General features: G+C 59.1%; 14 protein-coding genes and 5 pseudogenes. 15 read left to right on the forward strand and 4 right to left on the reverse strand.

Annotated features, from left to right (window positions below; genetic code table 11):
* The 10 genes and pseudogenes from GA0061098_RS39885 to GA0061098_RS39920 all read left to right on the forward strand — a co-directional run.
* On the forward strand, positions 1-235 hold a 235-nt coding region (locus GA0061098_RS39885; protein ID WP_129591070.1), incomplete at its 5' end, for a transposase domain-containing protein.
* A 128-nt stretch (positions 236-363) separates the two neighbouring features.
* Positions 364-558, forward strand: a complete 195-nt coding sequence (locus tag GA0061098_RS47580) for a hypothetical protein (protein WP_091967064.1) — start codon at positions 364-366, stop codon at positions 556-558.
* 68 nt (positions 559-626) lie between these two features.
* Positions 627-968 (forward strand): hypothetical protein, encoded by a 342-nt coding sequence (locus GA0061098_RS39895; protein WP_091967066.1) that lies wholly within the window; start codon positions 627-629, stop codon positions 966-968.
* A gap of 438 nt (positions 969-1406) precedes the next feature.
* Complete coding sequence (locus GA0061098_RS47320) at positions 1407-1673, forward strand: DEAD/DEAH box helicase family protein (RefSeq protein ID WP_208610732.1); 267 nt, start codon at positions 1407-1409, stop codon at positions 1671-1673.
* Positions 1673-2176 carry a hypothetical protein gene (locus GA0061098_RS47325; RefSeq protein ID WP_208610733.1) on the forward strand — a complete coding sequence of 168 codons (504 nt, stop codon included), beginning with the start codon at positions 1673-1675 and terminating at the stop codon, positions 2174-2176. The genes GA0061098_RS47320 and GA0061098_RS47325 overlap by 1 nt, the downstream gene beginning before the upstream one ends.
* Positions 2149-2688, forward strand: a pseudogene (locus tag GA0061098_RS39905) (IS21 family transposase); the annotation flags it as partial. The gene GA0061098_RS47325 and the pseudogene GA0061098_RS39905, both read left to right, overlap by 28 nt.
* Positions 2685-3537: pseudogene (gene istB, locus GA0061098_RS39910) on the forward strand (IS21-like element helper ATPase IstB). The pseudogenes GA0061098_RS39905 and istB, both read left to right, overlap by 4 nt.
* Before the next feature lie 70 nt (positions 3538-3607).
* Positions 3608-5122, forward strand: a pseudogene (locus GA0061098_RS39915) (ISNCY family transposase).
* A 662-nt stretch (positions 5123-5784) separates the two neighbouring features.
* Positions 5785-5916 (forward strand): annotated as a pseudogene (locus GA0061098_RS45760) (DUF3551 domain-containing protein); the annotation flags it as partial.
* Positions 5905-6051: a hypothetical protein gene (locus GA0061098_RS39920; RefSeq protein WP_208610736.1), complete on the forward strand. Its 147-nt coding sequence runs from the start codon at positions 5905-5907 to the stop codon at positions 6049-6051. The pseudogene GA0061098_RS45760 and the gene GA0061098_RS39920, both read left to right, overlap by 12 nt.
* 215 nt (positions 6052-6266) lie before the next feature.
* Here GA0061098_RS39920 and GA0061098_RS39925 read toward each other — a convergent pair whose 3' ends face one another.
* Positions 6267-7025 (reverse strand): SDR family NAD(P)-dependent oxidoreductase, encoded by a 759-nt coding sequence (locus tag GA0061098_RS39925; protein WP_091967105.1) that lies wholly within the window; start codon positions 7023-7025, stop codon positions 6267-6269.
* A 209-nt stretch (positions 7026-7234) separates the two neighbouring features.
* Between GA0061098_RS39925 and GA0061098_RS39930 the strand changes: the two genes are divergently transcribed.
* From GA0061098_RS39930 to GA0061098_RS39940, 3 genes are all read left to right on the forward strand, one after another.
* Positions 7235-8947 carry a thiamine pyrophosphate-binding protein gene (locus tag GA0061098_RS39930; protein ID WP_208610734.1) on the forward strand — a complete coding sequence of 571 codons (1713 nt, stop codon included), beginning with the start codon at positions 7235-7237 and terminating at the stop codon, positions 8945-8947.
* Between the two features lie 205 nt (positions 8948-9152).
* Positions 9153-9878, forward strand: coding sequence for a GntR family transcriptional regulator (locus GA0061098_RS39935; RefSeq protein ID WP_165637918.1), 726 nt, complete (start codon positions 9153-9155; stop codon positions 9876-9878).
* 722 nt (positions 9879-10600) lie between these two features.
* On the forward strand, positions 10601-11671 hold the full coding sequence (locus GA0061098_RS39940; RefSeq protein WP_208610735.1) for an MDR family NADP-dependent oxidoreductase: 1071 nt from the start codon (positions 10601-10603) through the stop codon (positions 11669-11671).
* Positions 11672-11764: 93 nt separating this feature from the next.
* Here the strand turns inward: GA0061098_RS39940 and GA0061098_RS39945 are convergent, their stop codons facing one another.
* Positions 11765-13264 carry a CoA-acylating methylmalonate-semialdehyde dehydrogenase gene (locus tag GA0061098_RS39945; RefSeq protein ID WP_091967074.1) on the reverse strand — a complete coding sequence of 500 codons (1500 nt, stop codon included), beginning with the start codon at positions 13262-13264 and terminating at the stop codon, positions 11765-11767.
* A gap of 104 nt (positions 13265-13368) precedes the next feature.
* On the opposite strand from GA0061098_RS39945, the gene GA0061098_RS39950 reads away from it, so the two are divergent.
* Positions 13369-14256, forward strand: a complete 888-nt coding sequence (locus GA0061098_RS39950) for a LysR family transcriptional regulator (RefSeq protein ID WP_091967077.1) — start codon at positions 13369-13371, stop codon at positions 14254-14256.
* 34 nt (positions 14257-14290) lie between these two features.
* Here the strand turns inward: GA0061098_RS39950 and GA0061098_RS47330 are convergent, their stop codons facing one another.
* Together GA0061098_RS47330 and GA0061098_RS39960 are read right to left on the reverse strand one after the other, a co-directional pair.
* On the reverse strand, positions 14291-14494 hold the full coding sequence (locus tag GA0061098_RS47330) for a hypothetical protein (protein ID WP_430649295.1): 204 nt from the start codon (positions 14492-14494) through the stop codon (positions 14291-14293).
* A gap of 363 nt (positions 14495-14857) precedes the next feature.
* Positions 14858-15363, reverse strand: a pseudogene (locus tag GA0061098_RS39960) (chorismate-binding protein).
* A gap of 576 nt (positions 15364-15939) precedes the next feature.
* Here GA0061098_RS39960 and panD point away from each other — a divergent pair.
* Positions 15940-16293 (forward strand): aspartate 1-decarboxylase, encoded by a 354-nt coding sequence (gene panD / locus GA0061098_RS39965; protein WP_091967079.1) that lies wholly within the window; start codon positions 15940-15942, stop codon positions 16291-16293.
* Positions 16294-16472: the final 179 nt, after the last annotated feature.

Genomic DNA, 16472 nt, shown 5'->3' on the forward strand with positions numbered 1-16472 from the left:
CTTGAGACGACGCAACTGGACCTTCGCCGGCAGCCAGCGCGGGGCCGACCGTGCCGCCATCATGCTGACGATGATCACGACGTGTCGTCTCAATGACGTCGATCCAAAGGCCTGGCTAGCCGATGTCCTCGCCCGTATCGCCGATCTTCCTACATCACGGCTACACGAACTGCTGCCCTGGGAATGGAAGCTCCTGCGCCAAGGCGACAAGCCCGCCGGTCAGCAGGCTGCCTGACCTCACCCAAGCAATCATAGAGCTCACTGTGCCCGCGCGCATGCGTCAATCAGGCGGTCTTCGTCGTATGCTTACGATCTACCATGCGGTTTGTACCGACCAAGACAGTCGAGCAGTAGAGCTGCCTGATGCTTCACCGGGCACGCCATCTCTTCATCCGTCAGCGGACTGCCGTGATCAATTCAATCCGCGCCTATCTCGCCAAGTTCGGGATTGTCGCCCCTGTCGGGCGCAGGAGTGTTGAGCAACTGCTGGAGATCGTCGCCGATAACCATGAAGACGCAAAGAAATTATCCTCGGGCTACCTCAATTCACGGTCGTAAATGTTAGGGCCGAGTACAGCCAATATCAGGATCGTGCCGGCGCGCTCAAAAGCAAAGCCGAGTCGCAAGTGCAGGCAGCAAAATCGAAGTTCGCCGAGACCGCAAAGAGTGAGATCGGCGGTGCGGCTAACACACTATTTTCGTGTCTCCGCACGCAAATTCAGAACAAGCGCTCGGAGGCGACGGCTATGCTTGAGCCTGCTATTACCATGCTCAGCACTTCGATAGACAAGTTCAAAAGCATCGACTCGGACGAATCGCGCGTAAAAATCTCTGAATTGCAGAAGCAATATGAGTTAGCTATGCAAAAGCGAAAGGAAATGGATGATCGTTTCGACCAATCCATTACTGAACTCACCAATCAGCAAACACAGCTCGTTGACGGCTTACTTAGAAAGTTAGCAGGTTAAGAGCCAACTCTCAGTGCCGCCTTGGTAGTAGACGGACACGACTGTTCGTATATCAACTGCGTTGGACGCCTTTTCCAGCGCGGCACGAGGACTGTTGATATATGCTGCTAAACTTCGGCGTTATCGAAGGGGAGCGCAGCAATCCGTAAGCGAAAGCCATTGCAAGCTAACGCAAGTTTGGAGGCGGAGAAGGCAAAAACTCGGGGGCTAGTTCACAGACCATCTCGTCCCGCTGGGGCCTCTTACGAAGATGACCTCGAACCTTGACCAAGGACCCATTCCGCAGATCCCCATTTTCCTCTAATCGTACAAACGACTCCGCCGGAATGATGCAAGTCACCTGTTTTCCGCGAGATGAACGATAAACAAAGGTCCTTGCTCGGAGAATTAACGATCTCCACCCTTCCAAAATAAGTGACAGCCTGGCTCTCAATACGCTTGAACGCACGGTCCAGCTTAGTGCCTGTTTGCTCGTCTACAGGCAACTGGTTCCTGGAGACAAATCTAGCCATCGCCCGCCTCGACAAGCTCGCCCGCAACGAAGACGTCCAGCTAAAGCTGCAAGCCCCCGATTGCCGTTGGGACCTGGTCGTGGTGGACGAAGCGCACAAGCTATCGGCCACTTTCTTCGGTGGCGAAGTGAAGTACACCAAACGCTACCGGCTCGGCAATTGCTCTCGCAGCTTACGCGGCACTTCCTTCTGATGACGGCGACGCCGCACAACGGCAAGGAAGAGGACTTTCAGCTTTTCATGGCGCTTCTCGATGGTGATCGCTTCGAGGGCAAGTTCCGCGACGGTGTGCATGTGGCCGATGTCTCGGACCTGATGCGACGCATGGTGAAAGAGAACCTGTTGAAATTCGACGCGACGCCGCTGTTTCCTGAGCGCGTCGCCTACACCGTCCCCTACAGGCTCTCCGACGCCGAGGCCTCGCTCTACAAGGCGGTCACCGATTACGTTCGGGAGGAGTTCAATCGGGCGGAGGCGCTGGAGAACGACAAGCGTGCTGGAACGGTTGGGTTCGCGCTGACTGTTCTGCAGCGTCGCCTCGCCTCATCCCCTGAGGCAATCTACCAGTCGCTGCGCCGCCGAGCCTATAATGCCACGCTACGAGCGCATCGCCTTCGAGAAGACGCTTGTGACGCCGCAGGGCCAACCGCTGGCGGCGTTCGTCTGCCCTGTTCTACACCGTGCCTTCAAGACTGATTGGTCATCGCCTGCGTGTGCGCATCTTCGACGACCGGCTCGAATGCTTCCTCGGCGTCACGCCGGTCGTGACGCTGCGACGTGGTCGGCCTGTGTCGGAGAGCCGCGGCGGGCATGTTATCGATTACCGGCACGTCATCCATGCCCTGCGCCGCAAGCCGATGGCGCTCGTCAGCCTCGTCTATTGCGACCAGCTCTTCCCGCGCGCGGCTTACAAGCGCCTCTTCGAGACCTTGCGGGAGCATGGCGACGACCGGCGCGCCTGCAAGGTGACGGTCGAGCTTCTGGCCCTGGCCCATGAGCGAGCCTGCGAAGCCGAGCTCGCCGAGGCGATCGCGACCGCTCTCGATGCCGGACGGTTACCCGATCTTGCGGCATTGCGCGATCGCTTCCGACCCGAGGCGGCCTCGATCCCGAGTGTCGCCGTCAAGCTGGCGTCGCTCGACGTCTACGATGAGCTGGCCTCCGTCAGCATCGTGTCGGCCCACTCGAACCTGGGAGGAGCAGCATGACCAGCATAGCGACCTCCATCGATGCCGCCCGCGTCGAGCTGCTGCTCAATGAGTTGCGCCTGCCTGGCGTCAGGGCGATCTGGCCGAAGCTCGCCGCGCAGTCGGACAAGGAAGGCTGGCCCGCCGCCCGCTTCCTTGCGGCCCTTGCCGAGCACGAGGCCGCCGATCGCACCCGCCGCCGCATCGAACGACACATGGTGGAAGCGCGTTTGCTCGCCGGCAAGACGCTCGCCACGTTCGAGTTCGAGAGCGTGCCGATGCTGTCAAAAGGCACAGTCGATGGCGCTCGCCGCCGGTGACGTCTGGTTGAAGACCGGCGCCAATCTGCTGCTGTTCGGTCCCCCCGGCGGCGGCAAGACCCATCTCGGCGCAGCGATCGGCCTGGCTCTCGTCGAGGACGGTTGGCGCGTTCTCTTTGCACGCACCACTGATCTGGTGCAGCGGCTGCAGGTGGCCCGGCGCGAGCTGGCGCTGGAGTCCGCCATCGCCAAACTCGACCGCTACGACCTCCTGATCCTCGACGACATCACATATGTGAGCAAGGATCAGGCGGAGACCAGCGTACTGTTCGAGCTGATCGCCACCCGCTACGAGCGACGCTCGCTGCTGATCACGGCCAATCAGCCGTTCGGCGAGTGGGGCCGCATCTTCCCCGATCAGGCGATGACGCTGGCGGCGATCGATCGCCTGGTGCACCACGCCACGATCCTCGAGATGAATGTCGAGAGCTACCGTCGAAAAGTTGCTCTCGATCGCAGGCGCGGTCCAGGCCGGCCGCCGGTTCACGCCACTCCAAATGAACTCGAGAAGGCGGTGATTGACGCTGGCAATCGCATTGCCTCGCCATAATTGTTACCGGATGCTGAGCCGCTGCCTCACGTAAATTGCTCCCTTGGATCGGGAACGAGCGGGGGCGAAGATGGGGTGGCTAAGCATGGCAACACGGAAGGAACTGACGGCGGCAGCAGGCGCGCGCTATCGGCGTTCGGATCGCGCGAAGAAGGTGCGGATATTGGACGAGTTCGTCGACATCACCGGATTCCATCGCAAGCATGCGATGCGACTACTTCGAGGTCAGGAAGACGCACGCCCAGGCCGACGGGCGCGACGTCGAGTCTATAATGAGGCAGAATAACGCGCTCGTGCTCCTTTGGGAGTTGTCAGACCGGATCTGCGGGAAGCGGCTGAAGGCATTAATGCCTGCGCTGATTGAGGCGATGGAACGGCATGGCCACCTCGACCTTGCCCCCGAGATCCGCGACAAACTTTTGGCGATGAGCGCTGCGACGATCGACCGCGCATTGGTGCGGGTCCGAGAAGAATTAGGTCGCAAGCGCCGGCGGCACGCGACGCACTCGTTGCGTCGCAGTGTTCCAATAAGGACGTCGGCAGATTGGAATGATCCGGCGCCGGGATTCGTCGAGGCCGACCTTGTCGCGCATAGCGGTCCATCGGCGCGCGGCAGCTTCATCCAGACCCTTGTGCTCACCGACATTGCTACCGGCTGGACGGAGTGCGCTCCTCTGATCGTGCGCGAACAGACGCTGTTGAGCACGGTGCTGATGGAATTGCGCAAACAATTGCCGTTTGCGCTGCTCGGCCTCGATACTGACAATGATACCGTGTTCATGAACGAGACGCTGAAAGCCTACTGCGAGGCGGCCAACATCGTCTTCACGCGTTGCCGGCCCTACCGAAAGAATGACCAGGCGTTCGTCGAGCAGAAGAACGGCGCCGTCGTGCGCAGGATGGTCGGCTATCGTCGGTTCGAGGGCCTGGAAGCGGCCAAGCTGCTGGCTGAACTCTATCGATCGGCGCGGCTGTTCGTGAACTTCTTCCAACCCTCGTTCAAATTGATAGCCAAGCAGCGCGACGGCGCGCGTGTGCGCAAGACATACAGCGCGCCCGCAACACCACACCAGCGCTTGGCCGCCGACGCCCGTACGCCCGACGCGGTTCGCACCCAACTCCAAGAAAAATCTATGCCGCTCTCGACCCGGTCGCGTTGTTGCGCGATATCCGCGGCGCGCAGGAACGCCTCGTGGCGCTTGCGGATACCCAGCCAATCGTCAATCCTGCTGCGGCATCGCAATCGATTGATCTCTTTCTTGCAAGTCTGCGAACCGCCTGGAAGGACGGAGCTATGCGACCAACGGATCGGCCAATCGTGAAAGCGAAGAGAGGCCGGCGCCGTCCCGACCCGCTCATCAGGGCAACGCCAGATTTGCGAAAATGGTTTGAAGTCGAACCCTGGCGGACGGGCAGCGAACTGCTCTCCCGGTTGCAGGTGGAATATCCTGGAGCCTATCCGAACAAGCTTCTTCGAACGCTTCAACGTCGACTTAAATCCTGGCGCAGCGATCAAGCGAACGCGTTACTGTTCGTTCCTACGGAGGAAACGCTTCCGGGGTATGAGGTCACAGCACCCCAATGATGTGCCAGGTGCCAGCGGAGGAGGCCGGGCGCTCCGAAACCCCGACCATCTCCGCACCCGGCGTCCTCCTCAACCCAAGCCGGGAGCAAAATAAATGAGGCAACCCGATCGCACTCGGGAGCATCGATATGTGAGGCAATACGCGCTCTCATCCTGATTGTCGCGCCATAGTGGATCCTGCCCTTCGCGGTATAGCGAGCATGTCGAAGTCCGTCAGCGCCGTTGGCAATGCAGGTGCGCCGGCCTTGCTCGTCGGTGCACCCATGCTGAGTTGGCCACCGCAGTCGACCTCACGGCTTGCTGCGCGGTGGGTGGTGAGGCTGCGAAAACATCAACCGGAACAGAGCTCGAGCGATTGAGATTGCTCGTTTCGTTCTTTTGTGTGCGAAAATCAAGCGCTCGCCCTTCAACCAGGGACCGCGATGTCAGGGTGATGAGAAAACCCTTTCCAAAGAAGTATTCGCTGACTTGGGCGGTTCACGTGGGATTGCGAGCAGGACAGCCGGCGAGCGAACCGCCGTCTGCCATTTGTGATCGACAATCCTTAAAACACATCGTCCGCATGCTTGAGGCAGCTTTCTGGGAGAAGAAATCTCATGCGCTACACTCTCTTCATCGTCGTCTTCACAGTTTCCGTCTTCGCCGGTTTTGAATCGCCCTAGATCGCGGCTCCAGGGCGTCACTTGCGCGATGCGCCACCCGTTCGACAGGATGTTTATTGCCTGCAGGGGCGTAGCTGGGGATATCCAGGCAATTGCCAGTTCTCGACCTATAGTCAGTGTATGGCCAGCGCGCAGTTCGCCCAATTCGAGGCCGCACGGCTCATCAATATGCGCGCGCTCATCGACACCTTTGATCTCGTCGAGCAGGCTCTCGGCCGCTCAATTCATCTGGCGAACACGAGTGGCTGCGTGACGGAAGCGCGCTAGATAGGAGTTAGCTGCAGACCAATCGCGAGGGGGAAAGCCGCAGCGTGCGTGACTTTGGTGCCAGCGGCCCAGCTTTCTTGCGCGGCCGGGTAGGATGCCGGGTTCCGCGATCCGCCTTCAGGCTACTACATCGGAGGCTGCTGGCTCATTCGACTCGATCCAGGTAAAACAATGTTCCACGAGTTCGAAAACTTCAGGATCGAGTCGCGCCGTAGCTACAGCGTCAGGCCCCCATCGATGACGATGGTCTGCCCTGTAATCATCGGCGCTGCAAAGCCAAGATAGACGATCGTTTCGGCGATATCCTCGGGAACGCATCTGCGCCGCAGGGGAGTTCGCTCAATCGAGCTTTGCCGCTGCGCTTCCGTCCACTCGATCTGCCAGGTGCTGTCAACCGCGCCCGGAGCCACTGCGTTAATCCGGATCTCCGGTGCGAGACCTTGCGCAAGATGACGCGTGATTGCAATGATACCGGCCTTGCTTGCCGCATAGGCCAAACTAGATCCCCTCGAGGTCAGGGCCGACACTGAGGCCAAGCTTACGATCGCGCCTCTCGATTGCCGCAACGAGGGGGCAGCGGCGCGCGTGCATCGGAACAGCCCGATGAGGTTCGTCTCCAACACCGCCGACCACAGCTCGTCAGTAATGAGGTCGAGATCGGACGAAGAAATGGACTGCCGTGCTCCCGGCGTCCCAGCATTGTTAACGAGAAGGTCCAGCCCTCCCATCTTGTCAAGGGCAAGGTCCACGAGTTCTGTCTCTTTTCCATCACCGATCGCGCCCGGTACGCCGAAGACGTCGTAACCGTCCGCCCGGAGCTTGCTCACCTCCTCGGGCCCCCGTGGATCGTCGGGAAGGTGGTTCAGCGCAACACTGCACCCCGACTGTGCCAACCGCTTCAAGGTCGCCAAGCCGATGCCTGAAGCGGCACCGGTCACGAGCGCTCTTTTTCCCGACAGTTCGTAGCGGATCATGGTCTCTCCTTCGATGGTTTCTCTCATAAGCGAGCCGCGCGGGTGCAGCCCAGCGCCCCCGACGGGGGCCGATCGCGAATTGACCGCACTTTTTATATCATATAAAAAGCTCGCGCAACGTGAGATCATTCATGACTGTAGGTCGTCAGGAAAAAAGCTAAATGCCCGCCTGAGGCTTCAGCGCCAAACTGACCGAGAGATAGGACAAGATGAGTAATTTGAAGTTGTCGAAGGCTGAGCCGGCCCGCCTTATGACCGGAGGTCGCTTCATTGCCGAGACCATCAAGGCGAAGGGTATCTCGCACGTCTTCTTCATGGATGCCGTTCTGCGACGTGCGCTCACCGAGATGGAAGACCTCGGCATCAAGCGGATTCTCGGGCACTCCGAGAAGGGAATCGCATACATGGCCGACGGCTATGCGCGCGCATTGCGACGGCCTGCCGTTTGCATGGCGCAATCCGTCGGAGCCGCCAATCTCGCCGCGGCCCTCCAGGAATCCTGGTTTGCCTACGCACCGGTCGTCGCGTTGACGGGGCGCCACGCGGCCAACTACCAGTACCGAAACGCGTATCAGGAGCTTCCACACGAGCCGCTTTACGCCTCCGTCACGAAGTTCAGAGGTCGAGTGGATGAGGTGGGGCAACTGCCCCATCTCCTTCGTCAAGCATTTAGAGAGGCGACCACCGGCACCTCCCGCCCTGTCCATCTCGACATCACCGGCTATACGGGCGACATCGTTGGCGCTGCCGAATTCACAGCCAGCATCTTCCCCGAAGAGACCTACGCAAAGGTGCCAGCTTTCCGGCCTTCTCCGGATGCGGAATCGGTCAGCCGTGCCGTGGCGGCAATCGCGGCTTCAGAGCGCCCTGTGATCCTTGCAGGCGCCGGCTTGATGATGTCAGGCGCCGAGGGCGCCCTGAAGGCACTCGTCGAACATCACCAGATTCCAGTTGTGATGTCGCTTGACGCAAAACACGCTCTTCCGGAGTTCCACCCGCAAAATGGGGGTGTGGCCGGGACCTACTCGCGCAGCTGTGCAAACAAGATCCTGAACGATGCGGATCTTGTCATGTTCGTCGGCAGCGATACCGGGGACATGATTACGAACCACTGGAAGCAGCCAAGGCCCGAGGCGCAAATTGTGCAGATCGACATCGATCCGGCGGAGCTTGGTCGCAACTTCCCCGAAGCGATTGGTGTGCAGGGCGACCCGAAAGCGGCTCTCGATCGCCTTGGCTCGGAACTGCCATCTCGTTCGAGACCTGATTGGCAGCGGAAGGTTGCTGATTACGTCGCCGAATGGCGGGCAGAAGCGGAGATCGCGCGATCCTCTGAGGCGACGCCAATCAGGCCAGAGCGTCTATGCCGGGAGATCTCGGACTGGCTTCCGAAGAACGCAATGCTGGTGGCCGATACCGGATACGCATCGCACTGGAGCGGCACGCTTGTCTATCTGACCGACCCAGCTCAGGGATACCTGCGAGCCGCCGGATCGTTGGGCTGGGCCTTTCCTGCTTCACTCGGCGTTCAGTGTGCGATGCCAGATCGTCCCGTCGTCTGCTTAACTGGCGATGGTGGTTTTATGTATCATCTTCCCGAACTGGAAACGGCTCGGCGGTATGGCCTTAACGTAATCACGATCGTGAACAACAATCATTGCCTTGGACAGGGCAGGAGAAACATCGACATTGCCTACGAAGGAAGGAAGGGCAACAAAGAGGAGATCTTTGCCTATCGAGACACAGATTTCGCGCAAATCGCACGCGATTTCGACTGCTTCGGGGTGCGCGTCGAGAAGCCCGGTGACTTGGCAAAGGCCTTCGATGATGCGCGTCGGTCCGGTAAGCCCGCCGTCATCGACGTGGTGACTGAGTTTGAGGCGCTCGCTCCCTTGCCCTGGGCCCCGCCCTCCGGAAGCTAATCCGGTACTCCGCTGTCCAGACATGTCTTAAAGGGGCCCGCGCGGCCCCTTTAATCTTTTGTGGCTCCCCACCCCGTGATACACGGACTTGCCTGTGAAGGAGCAGGCATACCAGAAGTCGCGCCAGTCGAGATGGGAACGAACAGAAATGAGAAAAGCGGGATCTCGAGACGCGGACTCCTCTGCTTCCTCATTCAAACTCCCCATGCCCACCGAACTTGATTGGCTGCACGTCGGACGTGATAACTTACACGCAAGGGCATATCTGTTGCTTCGCAAAGCTCTCATGGCTGGCCGGTTCCGGCCGGGCCAGCGGCTTCTTCTCAAACCATTGGCGGAAGAGCTTGGAGTAAGTGTCACTCCCGTGAGGGAGGCCCTTCTGCGGCTGGCTTCCGAGCGCGGCCTTGTTCCGCATCAGTCGCGTTCGATGATGGTCCCCGTCTTGAGCGTGGGCCGGTTCAGGGAAATTCGTGACATTCGAATTGAGTTGGAAGGGCGAGCTGCAGAAGCTGCGGCGAACAACATCTCAGCGAGCGACATCATCGCGCTGGAGAAGATGCAGGAGCAACTGATGCTCGCAAGACGCCAGCGCGACGTGCAGGCCGTCCTCGCGATCAACGAAGAATTTCATTTCAGGATTTACAGATCGTCAGACTTGCCTGTGGTCTGCGGATTGATCGAAAGCCTGTGGGTTCAGATCGGTCCGCTTCTCACGCTGAATGATTTCAGTGCATCCGCAACCGCGAAGGATCATCCGCACCGAGCGATCCTCGCGAGCCTGGCTGCTGGAGATGGTGCAGGTGCACGGCGTGCGTTGGCAAACGACATCATGTGGGCAAGCAAATATCTCGAGATAGCCGTCGTCAGACTCAACGAACCGGCGGTAGATAAGAAAAAACGAAAAACGATTACATCTGTCAGCGCGAATTGACGATCAGCTCCATCGATTGACCCGTTCGAGGGCGCATTGGCGACGTACAACGCGCATCGAACTGATCGTCTCGGGTGTGGCTGCCATGAGCACGAGCACTAGTGTGCCATATCCAATGCGGGTTTGAGCGGGAGGGAATGCCTCAGATACTTGGTACGTCGCAACAGCAAGGCCTCAAATGTCTGGACGGTTAGACACAAACAGGCCAGCATAGCCATTGCTCCTTACTAAAGAATCTCGCCGCTGCGCCTCGCGCGAACAACTCAACACGATGCTAGGGGCATTCGCGCCGGAATAACGCGCCGCACCGTCGATTATGGCCGAAAATTATATCAGGCTTCGTGAGACCAATTGCCTGTGGAGCAATGAAGGCTTGGTGTGGCTAGTCCCGGACCGCGGAGATCGAACTCGCGTAAAGATTGCGGTGCAGTTAAAAGACTCGAGCTCAGTGCGTACTATCTGATGAAGCGTGTTCGAGCCGAATCCACATGCGCTCTAACGTTTGTGAGAGTTCGGCCTGGCGCCCATTTGGCCTGCTCGGTTGTCGGGAGACTTGGTCAGGAAGCGAGAACTGGAGCGCTAGAAGCGATGTGTTCGCAATGTAGAAGGCCCGCTTCCACGGTCGGGGGATATCGCCGCAACCGATTGATGACAGACTTGAGACTCAAGCATCAGGGCGGTGCCCACAAGGGAGTGACGTCGTGAGAAATAGATACTGGACCTTGGCGGACGAGCCGGTGACGGGATGGCCACAGCAGGACACGTTCGTGCTGAAGGAGGGGGCAGTCCCGGTGCCCGCCTTGGGACAGGCGCTGACGCGGACCATCTATGTGTCGCTCGACCCATATCAATTGTACTACCAGCGGGAGCGGACTGGGCCAGAAGGCGCGCCCTGCCATGCGCGCACCGTCTCGCAGATCATCGAGAGCCGGATGGACGGATTTGCGGCCGGCGATTTCGTTTTCAACACCAACGGCTGGACCGAATATGCGCTTATGGGCGAGGGAGTCTGGCGGCCGGGCTACATGGTCCCGCGCAAGCTCGATGCGTCGGTCGGGCGCATCTCCCAAGCCGTGGGCGTGCTTGGAATGCTGGGGCTGACCGCCTACGCCGGCATGAACTTGATGGCCTCGCCTCAGCCGAACGAGATAGTGGTGGTATCGGCCGCTTCAGGCGGCGTCGGCCAGATCGCGGGGCAGCTCGCCAAGCAGCGGGGGGCGCGGGTCATCGGGATCGCTGGGCGCGATGCCAAATGCAAGTTCGTGACTGATGATCTGGGCTTCGATGCCTGCGTTTCCCATCTTTCGCCCACTCTCTCAGCCGATCTCGCAGCCGTTTGCCAACCGGGCATTGACGTGTACTTCGAAAATGTGGGGGGCAAGGTATTCGAGGCGGTGCTGCCGCTGTTCAATCAGGCCGCGCGAATGACCATCTGCGGCCTCATCGCGCATTATGGCGACGAGGACGGAGGCGTCGATAGACGCGCCGCACTGATGAAAAGAGGTGAACCAATCTTCAAGACACGTGACGTCAGGGTAATGAATCTCTCCGTCAGCGAGTTCGCTGGACAGCACGAGGAGATGTTGGCGTATCTCGCCCCCTTAGTGAAGGCGGGTAAGGTCAAGTACCGCGAGGATATCCGCCAGGGATTGGAGACCATCCCCACCGCTTTCGCCGAAATGCTACGCGGCGACAGTTTCGGCAAGATGCTGGTGCAGGTAAGTCCCGACCCGACGCTTGGAGCCCGTGGACCCGGAAAGTCCCGTCAAGGTCCATTCGGGACAGTAGCCTGATTCAGCGAGGTCCGCTGCATTCGAGCGGTGCAGCGGCGACCGCTTTAAGCGCGGCCGCTGCCCGTAATCAAATTGTTGGAGCACCCGAAAGGACTATTCCATCGTCGGCATCACGAATTCGGCTCCGGCCCGAATACCCGTTGGCCATCTGGTCGTGATCGTCTTTAACTTGGTATAGAATCGAATGCCTTCCGGGCCATGCATGTGGTGGTCGCCGAACAGAGATGCCTTCCAGCCACCGAACGAATGAAATGCCATCGGAACCGGTATCGGCACATTGATGCCGACCATGCCGACCTGAATCTGATGAGCGAATTCCCGGGCCGCATCGCCGTCTCTGGTGAAGATCGCTGTGCCATTGCCAAATTCGTGCTGGTTGATCATGTCCGATGCATCATCATACGAGTTCGCGCGAGCGACCGCTAGAACCGGACCGAAGATCTCTTCTCGATAGATTTTCATGTCGGTAGTGACGCGGTCGAACAGCGTGCCACCGATGAAATAGCCGTCTTCATAACCCTGACGCTTAAAGTCGCGCCCGTCGACCACGAGCTCCGCGCCCTCGGCAACACCCGCATCGATATAGGCGCGAACTTTCTCGAGATGCTGCTTGGTCACCAAGGGCCCCATCTCGGCATCTGGATCGGTGCCGGGCGCGATGTTCAACGCGCGCACCTTCGGGGTCAGCTTTTCGATCAGGCGCTGGGCGGTCGTCTCGCCGATCGGGACAGCAACGGAGATGGCCATGCAACGCTCGCCGGCCGAGCCATAAGCGGCACCCATGAGCGCATCGACGGCCTGATCCATGTCGGCATCCGGCATGATAATCATATGGTTCTTGGCACCGCCAAGCGCCTGGCAACGCTTGCCGTGCCGGGTCGCGGTCTCGTAAATGTAGCGGGCAATTGGCGTCGAACCCACGAAACTCACGGCTGCAACATCAGGATGGGTAAGAAGCGCGTCAACCGCTTCCTTGTCACCCTGCACGACGTTGAAGACGCCACGGGGCAGGCCTGCTTCCTCGAGCCATTTCGCCAGGATCAGCGAAGCAGACGGATCGCGCTCGGATGGTTTGAGAATGAAGGCGTTGCCGCAGGCGAGCGCGACGGGAAACATCCACATCGGGACCATGGCCGGAAAGTTGAATGGCGTGATGCCCGCCACAACACCCAATGGCTGCCGCAGCGAATGGCTGTCAACCCGCGTACCGACGTTCTCCGTAATTTCACCCTTCAAGAGCTGCGGTGCGCCCGTGGCGAACTCCACTACTTCCATTCCGCGTTGAACTTCACCCTTGGCATCTGAAACCACCTTGCCGTGTTCGGCTGTGATGGCGTGGGCGAGTTCGTCGGTCCGCTCTTCCAAAATGCGCAGGAACCGGTTGAGGATCCGGGCTCGTCGGAGGGGAGGCGTAGCGGCCCAGGCCGGGAAGGCGGCACGCGCGGCACCTACAGCAGCTCTCACGTCATCTGCCGAAGCCAATCCGAGCGTCGCGGATTGTTGGCCAGTTGCAGGATTGAAAACCGGCGAAGTCCTGCCGCTCCATCCTTGCACCAGTTCGCCATTGATGAAATTCCGAATGGTTGCCGACACCGCATTGCTCCGCTGTAAACCGCTTGATCGCGTCTCATAATGGATGCATAGATTTGCGCATCAACGGCTAAATTCGCGACTCCGTTGTGTAGAAAGTGTAGCCGATGGATTGGGAAAGCGTTCGGATCTTTCTTGAAGTCGCGCGTGCCGGGCAGTTCTTGAAAGCGGCAAAGCATTTAAGGCTGAACCATGCGACAGTCGCTCGCCAGGTCACGGCGTTGGAAAGGAGTCTCAACGTTAAGCTGCTTGAGCGCCATACTTCTGGCTGCGTGTTGACCGCGGCGGGAGACGCCCTCGTCGTGGCAGCGGAACGCGCCGAAAGCGAGTTGCTCAAGGTGGGCGCCAGTATCGGAGGCGCCGCTGAAGCGATCACTGGCACTGTGCGCGTTGGGGCGCCGGATGGACTGGGCAACTACTTTCTGGCAGATCAGCTCGGGGCACTCGCGGCCAGACACCCCCGTCTGATCATTCAATTGGTGCCGCTTCCACGCACCTTTTCATTGTCCCGCCGAGAAGCTGACATTGCAATAACTCTCGATCGGCCGAAACAGGGGCGATTAATCTTGTCGAAATTGACCGATTACACACTCAGCGTTTATGCCGCGAAGAGCTATCTTGTGCGCGAAGGCCAAATCGAGAAACAGTCCGATCTGACGGGCCGGTTGTTCGTCACGCATGTTGAGGATTTCGCTTACAGTAGGGCGCTGGACTACGCCTCGGCCCTTGGTCGGCTGATGTCGCGCCGCTACGAGTGTGGCAGCGTCGTTGCTCAAATGGAAACGGTGAGAAGCGGCCATGGCATTGGCATCCTGCACGATTATGCTGCCCGCCGCTATCCGGAGCTTCAGCGTCTGCTCCCTGATGTGCGGTTCGTTCGAAGCTACTGGCTCACCTCCCATCCCGATACCCACGACGTGCGGCGCGTTCGGGAAGTTCATCGCTTCATAGTGGCTTCTGTAAAATCGTATCGCCCCAGCTTTGATGCGCACTAACCGGGTTGCGCCAGCCTTAGTAGCCTCGCCTAGTCTACAATCCTTTCGCGCCGAAGCCATACTTAGCCGAAAAGTTTTTGAGGATTTCGTCCCTCGGCGCGCAAGAATCGTCCAGCTCGACAGTTAGGGAATGGTACCGGCCGACGTTAAGTGGAGAAGGGAGTCCATCGAGCAGTCTTTGACCGTCAGGCGTCCGAGATGAGGACCGGCCGTGCATTGGCCGGCTTGCGCGTCCCACATTTCCGGCGAAAGCACTCCCGATGCACTGATGTCGGAGGCAGATCCCGAGAATTGGAACGAAGCCGGAGAGAGCCCCGACAACGGCAGTTCATATCGTCTCCATAGTGTGCATGGTCCTGGCGATATCACCACGGCGCGTGACGTGAGACGAGCGAGATCGCCGACGCTAATAGCGTCATTCCGGATCACCTCGGTTGCTTCGCAAAGCTTCTAGAAGTAACGGGCAATGTTGAAAACGAGGGAATCGTAATATCGATGATCACAATCATGAAGCACGATGATTGTTGTCGTAAAATGCATCGATGATGCTGTGCTTTGGCAATCGTCTGGTCATATTCGGCCTCGGGATCTGATAGCGCCGTTATGCCGCGTGGAACACAGCCATCTCGTCGCGGATAGTGACGGTGCGGATTGCGAATTCGTGAAAACCGATAAAGCCAATTAACCCGCAATAGATCTTCCGCGCGACATGCTCGATCTCACAGATGGTTTCCATCGATCGCACCTTGGACGCTCCAGTAATGGATCCCCCGGGGAAGCACGCCTTGAGGAGCGTTAGGGCATCTTGTCCCTGTGCAAACTCGGCGGTAACGACCGCCATGAGATGGTGACTGAGGCGTAAGACTCCAGACCGCACAGCACTGGAACCTCCACCGAATCCGAGGTGCAAACGCGCGACAGGTCGTTGCGCAAGAGGTCGACAATCGTGATGTTTTCGGCCCGGTCCTTTTCGGAGTTCTGGAGGAGCTCGGCCCGGCGTTGGTCTTCCTTGGCATCGCCGGAGTGCGCGATCGTGCCTTTGATCGGCCGCGTTTCAACAGTCCGCCCATGCAATGGTGAGCCTGCCGTAGCGCAAGAGCGCCGCAAAAGGAGCAGGATTCATTGACCAGGAGCGACCGTAGAAGGCGAGCGGATGGAACGAGCCCGACAGGCGAGCCGTGAAGCCCTGCGCAACATTGGCCTGGCCGGAAGAGCCGGACACGAGCGTCCGCGCAGAATTTCTGCAATTGCTGCTCGGCTTTCGAAGTCTTTTCGCATCGCACCAACGTTAGACTGGCGCTTAGCTTTCGGGTAACGAGCAAAGGCATTCGGCGGCACGTTTGCCAAGGGCTGTTTTTCGATGTCCCACGCCGCATCCATCCGGTCCGCGAATGTCGATAATCCCGAGTATCTATCTTCTGTCGTGGATGAAGAGAGACTTATGAACGTTCGTGTATTGGTGGGAGCGAAGCCGGCCGGCGACAGCCGGTCCGTCCGCAGTGATTGGACGCGCGTAGAGGCCGAAAGCCTGTATAGCTTTCCTTCCCCGATCTAATGTTCCAAGCACAGAGCGCTCATCGCGACCGTTTCAAACCAGATACCGATTGGGCAGGCTCCATCACCTCCGGCTTAGCCCGGTGACGTCAGTAACCGGTGGTGTGCAAAGGTGCTTGTAGGTCAGACATGCAGGTTAGGTTGATGAAGGGAAAGATCCATCGCGCGTCGGTCACTGAGGCCGATCTGCACCCTGAAGGTGCGATCTCGATTGATCGTAACCTACTCACCGCAGCTGGGTTCTTAGCCAACGAGCACGTGGAAATCTATAATGTCGACACCGGCGCACGGTTTGCCACTTACGTCATCGAGGCACCCGCGGGGTCAGGAACAGTCGGGCTGAATGGTGCAGCTGCGCGGCTGGCCATACCGGGAGACAAGCTCATCATCGTGGCATACGCCTCTTTCAACGACAACGAGGCACGAACCTTTACTCCGCGCGTCGTGAGAGTTGATCGGGATAACCGGATTTTGTCAGATTGAGGGAAGATCGCGTCGATCAGTTTCGTAGAACCCTCCCAAGCGGTCCCAAGCGCTCGCATGAAGGCGGATTGTGTTTCCAAGGAGAGTAGCTATGCCGCGGACTTGGGGGAGCCCGACACGCGAGCGCCGGCTGCGAGTTCTCAAGCCGCGCCGCAGGTATCGATTCCACCTCGAACGGC

The organism is Bradyrhizobium shewense, from assembly GCF_900094605.1.
Lineage (GTDB): Bacteria > Pseudomonadota > Alphaproteobacteria > Rhizobiales > Xanthobacteraceae > Bradyrhizobium > Bradyrhizobium shewense.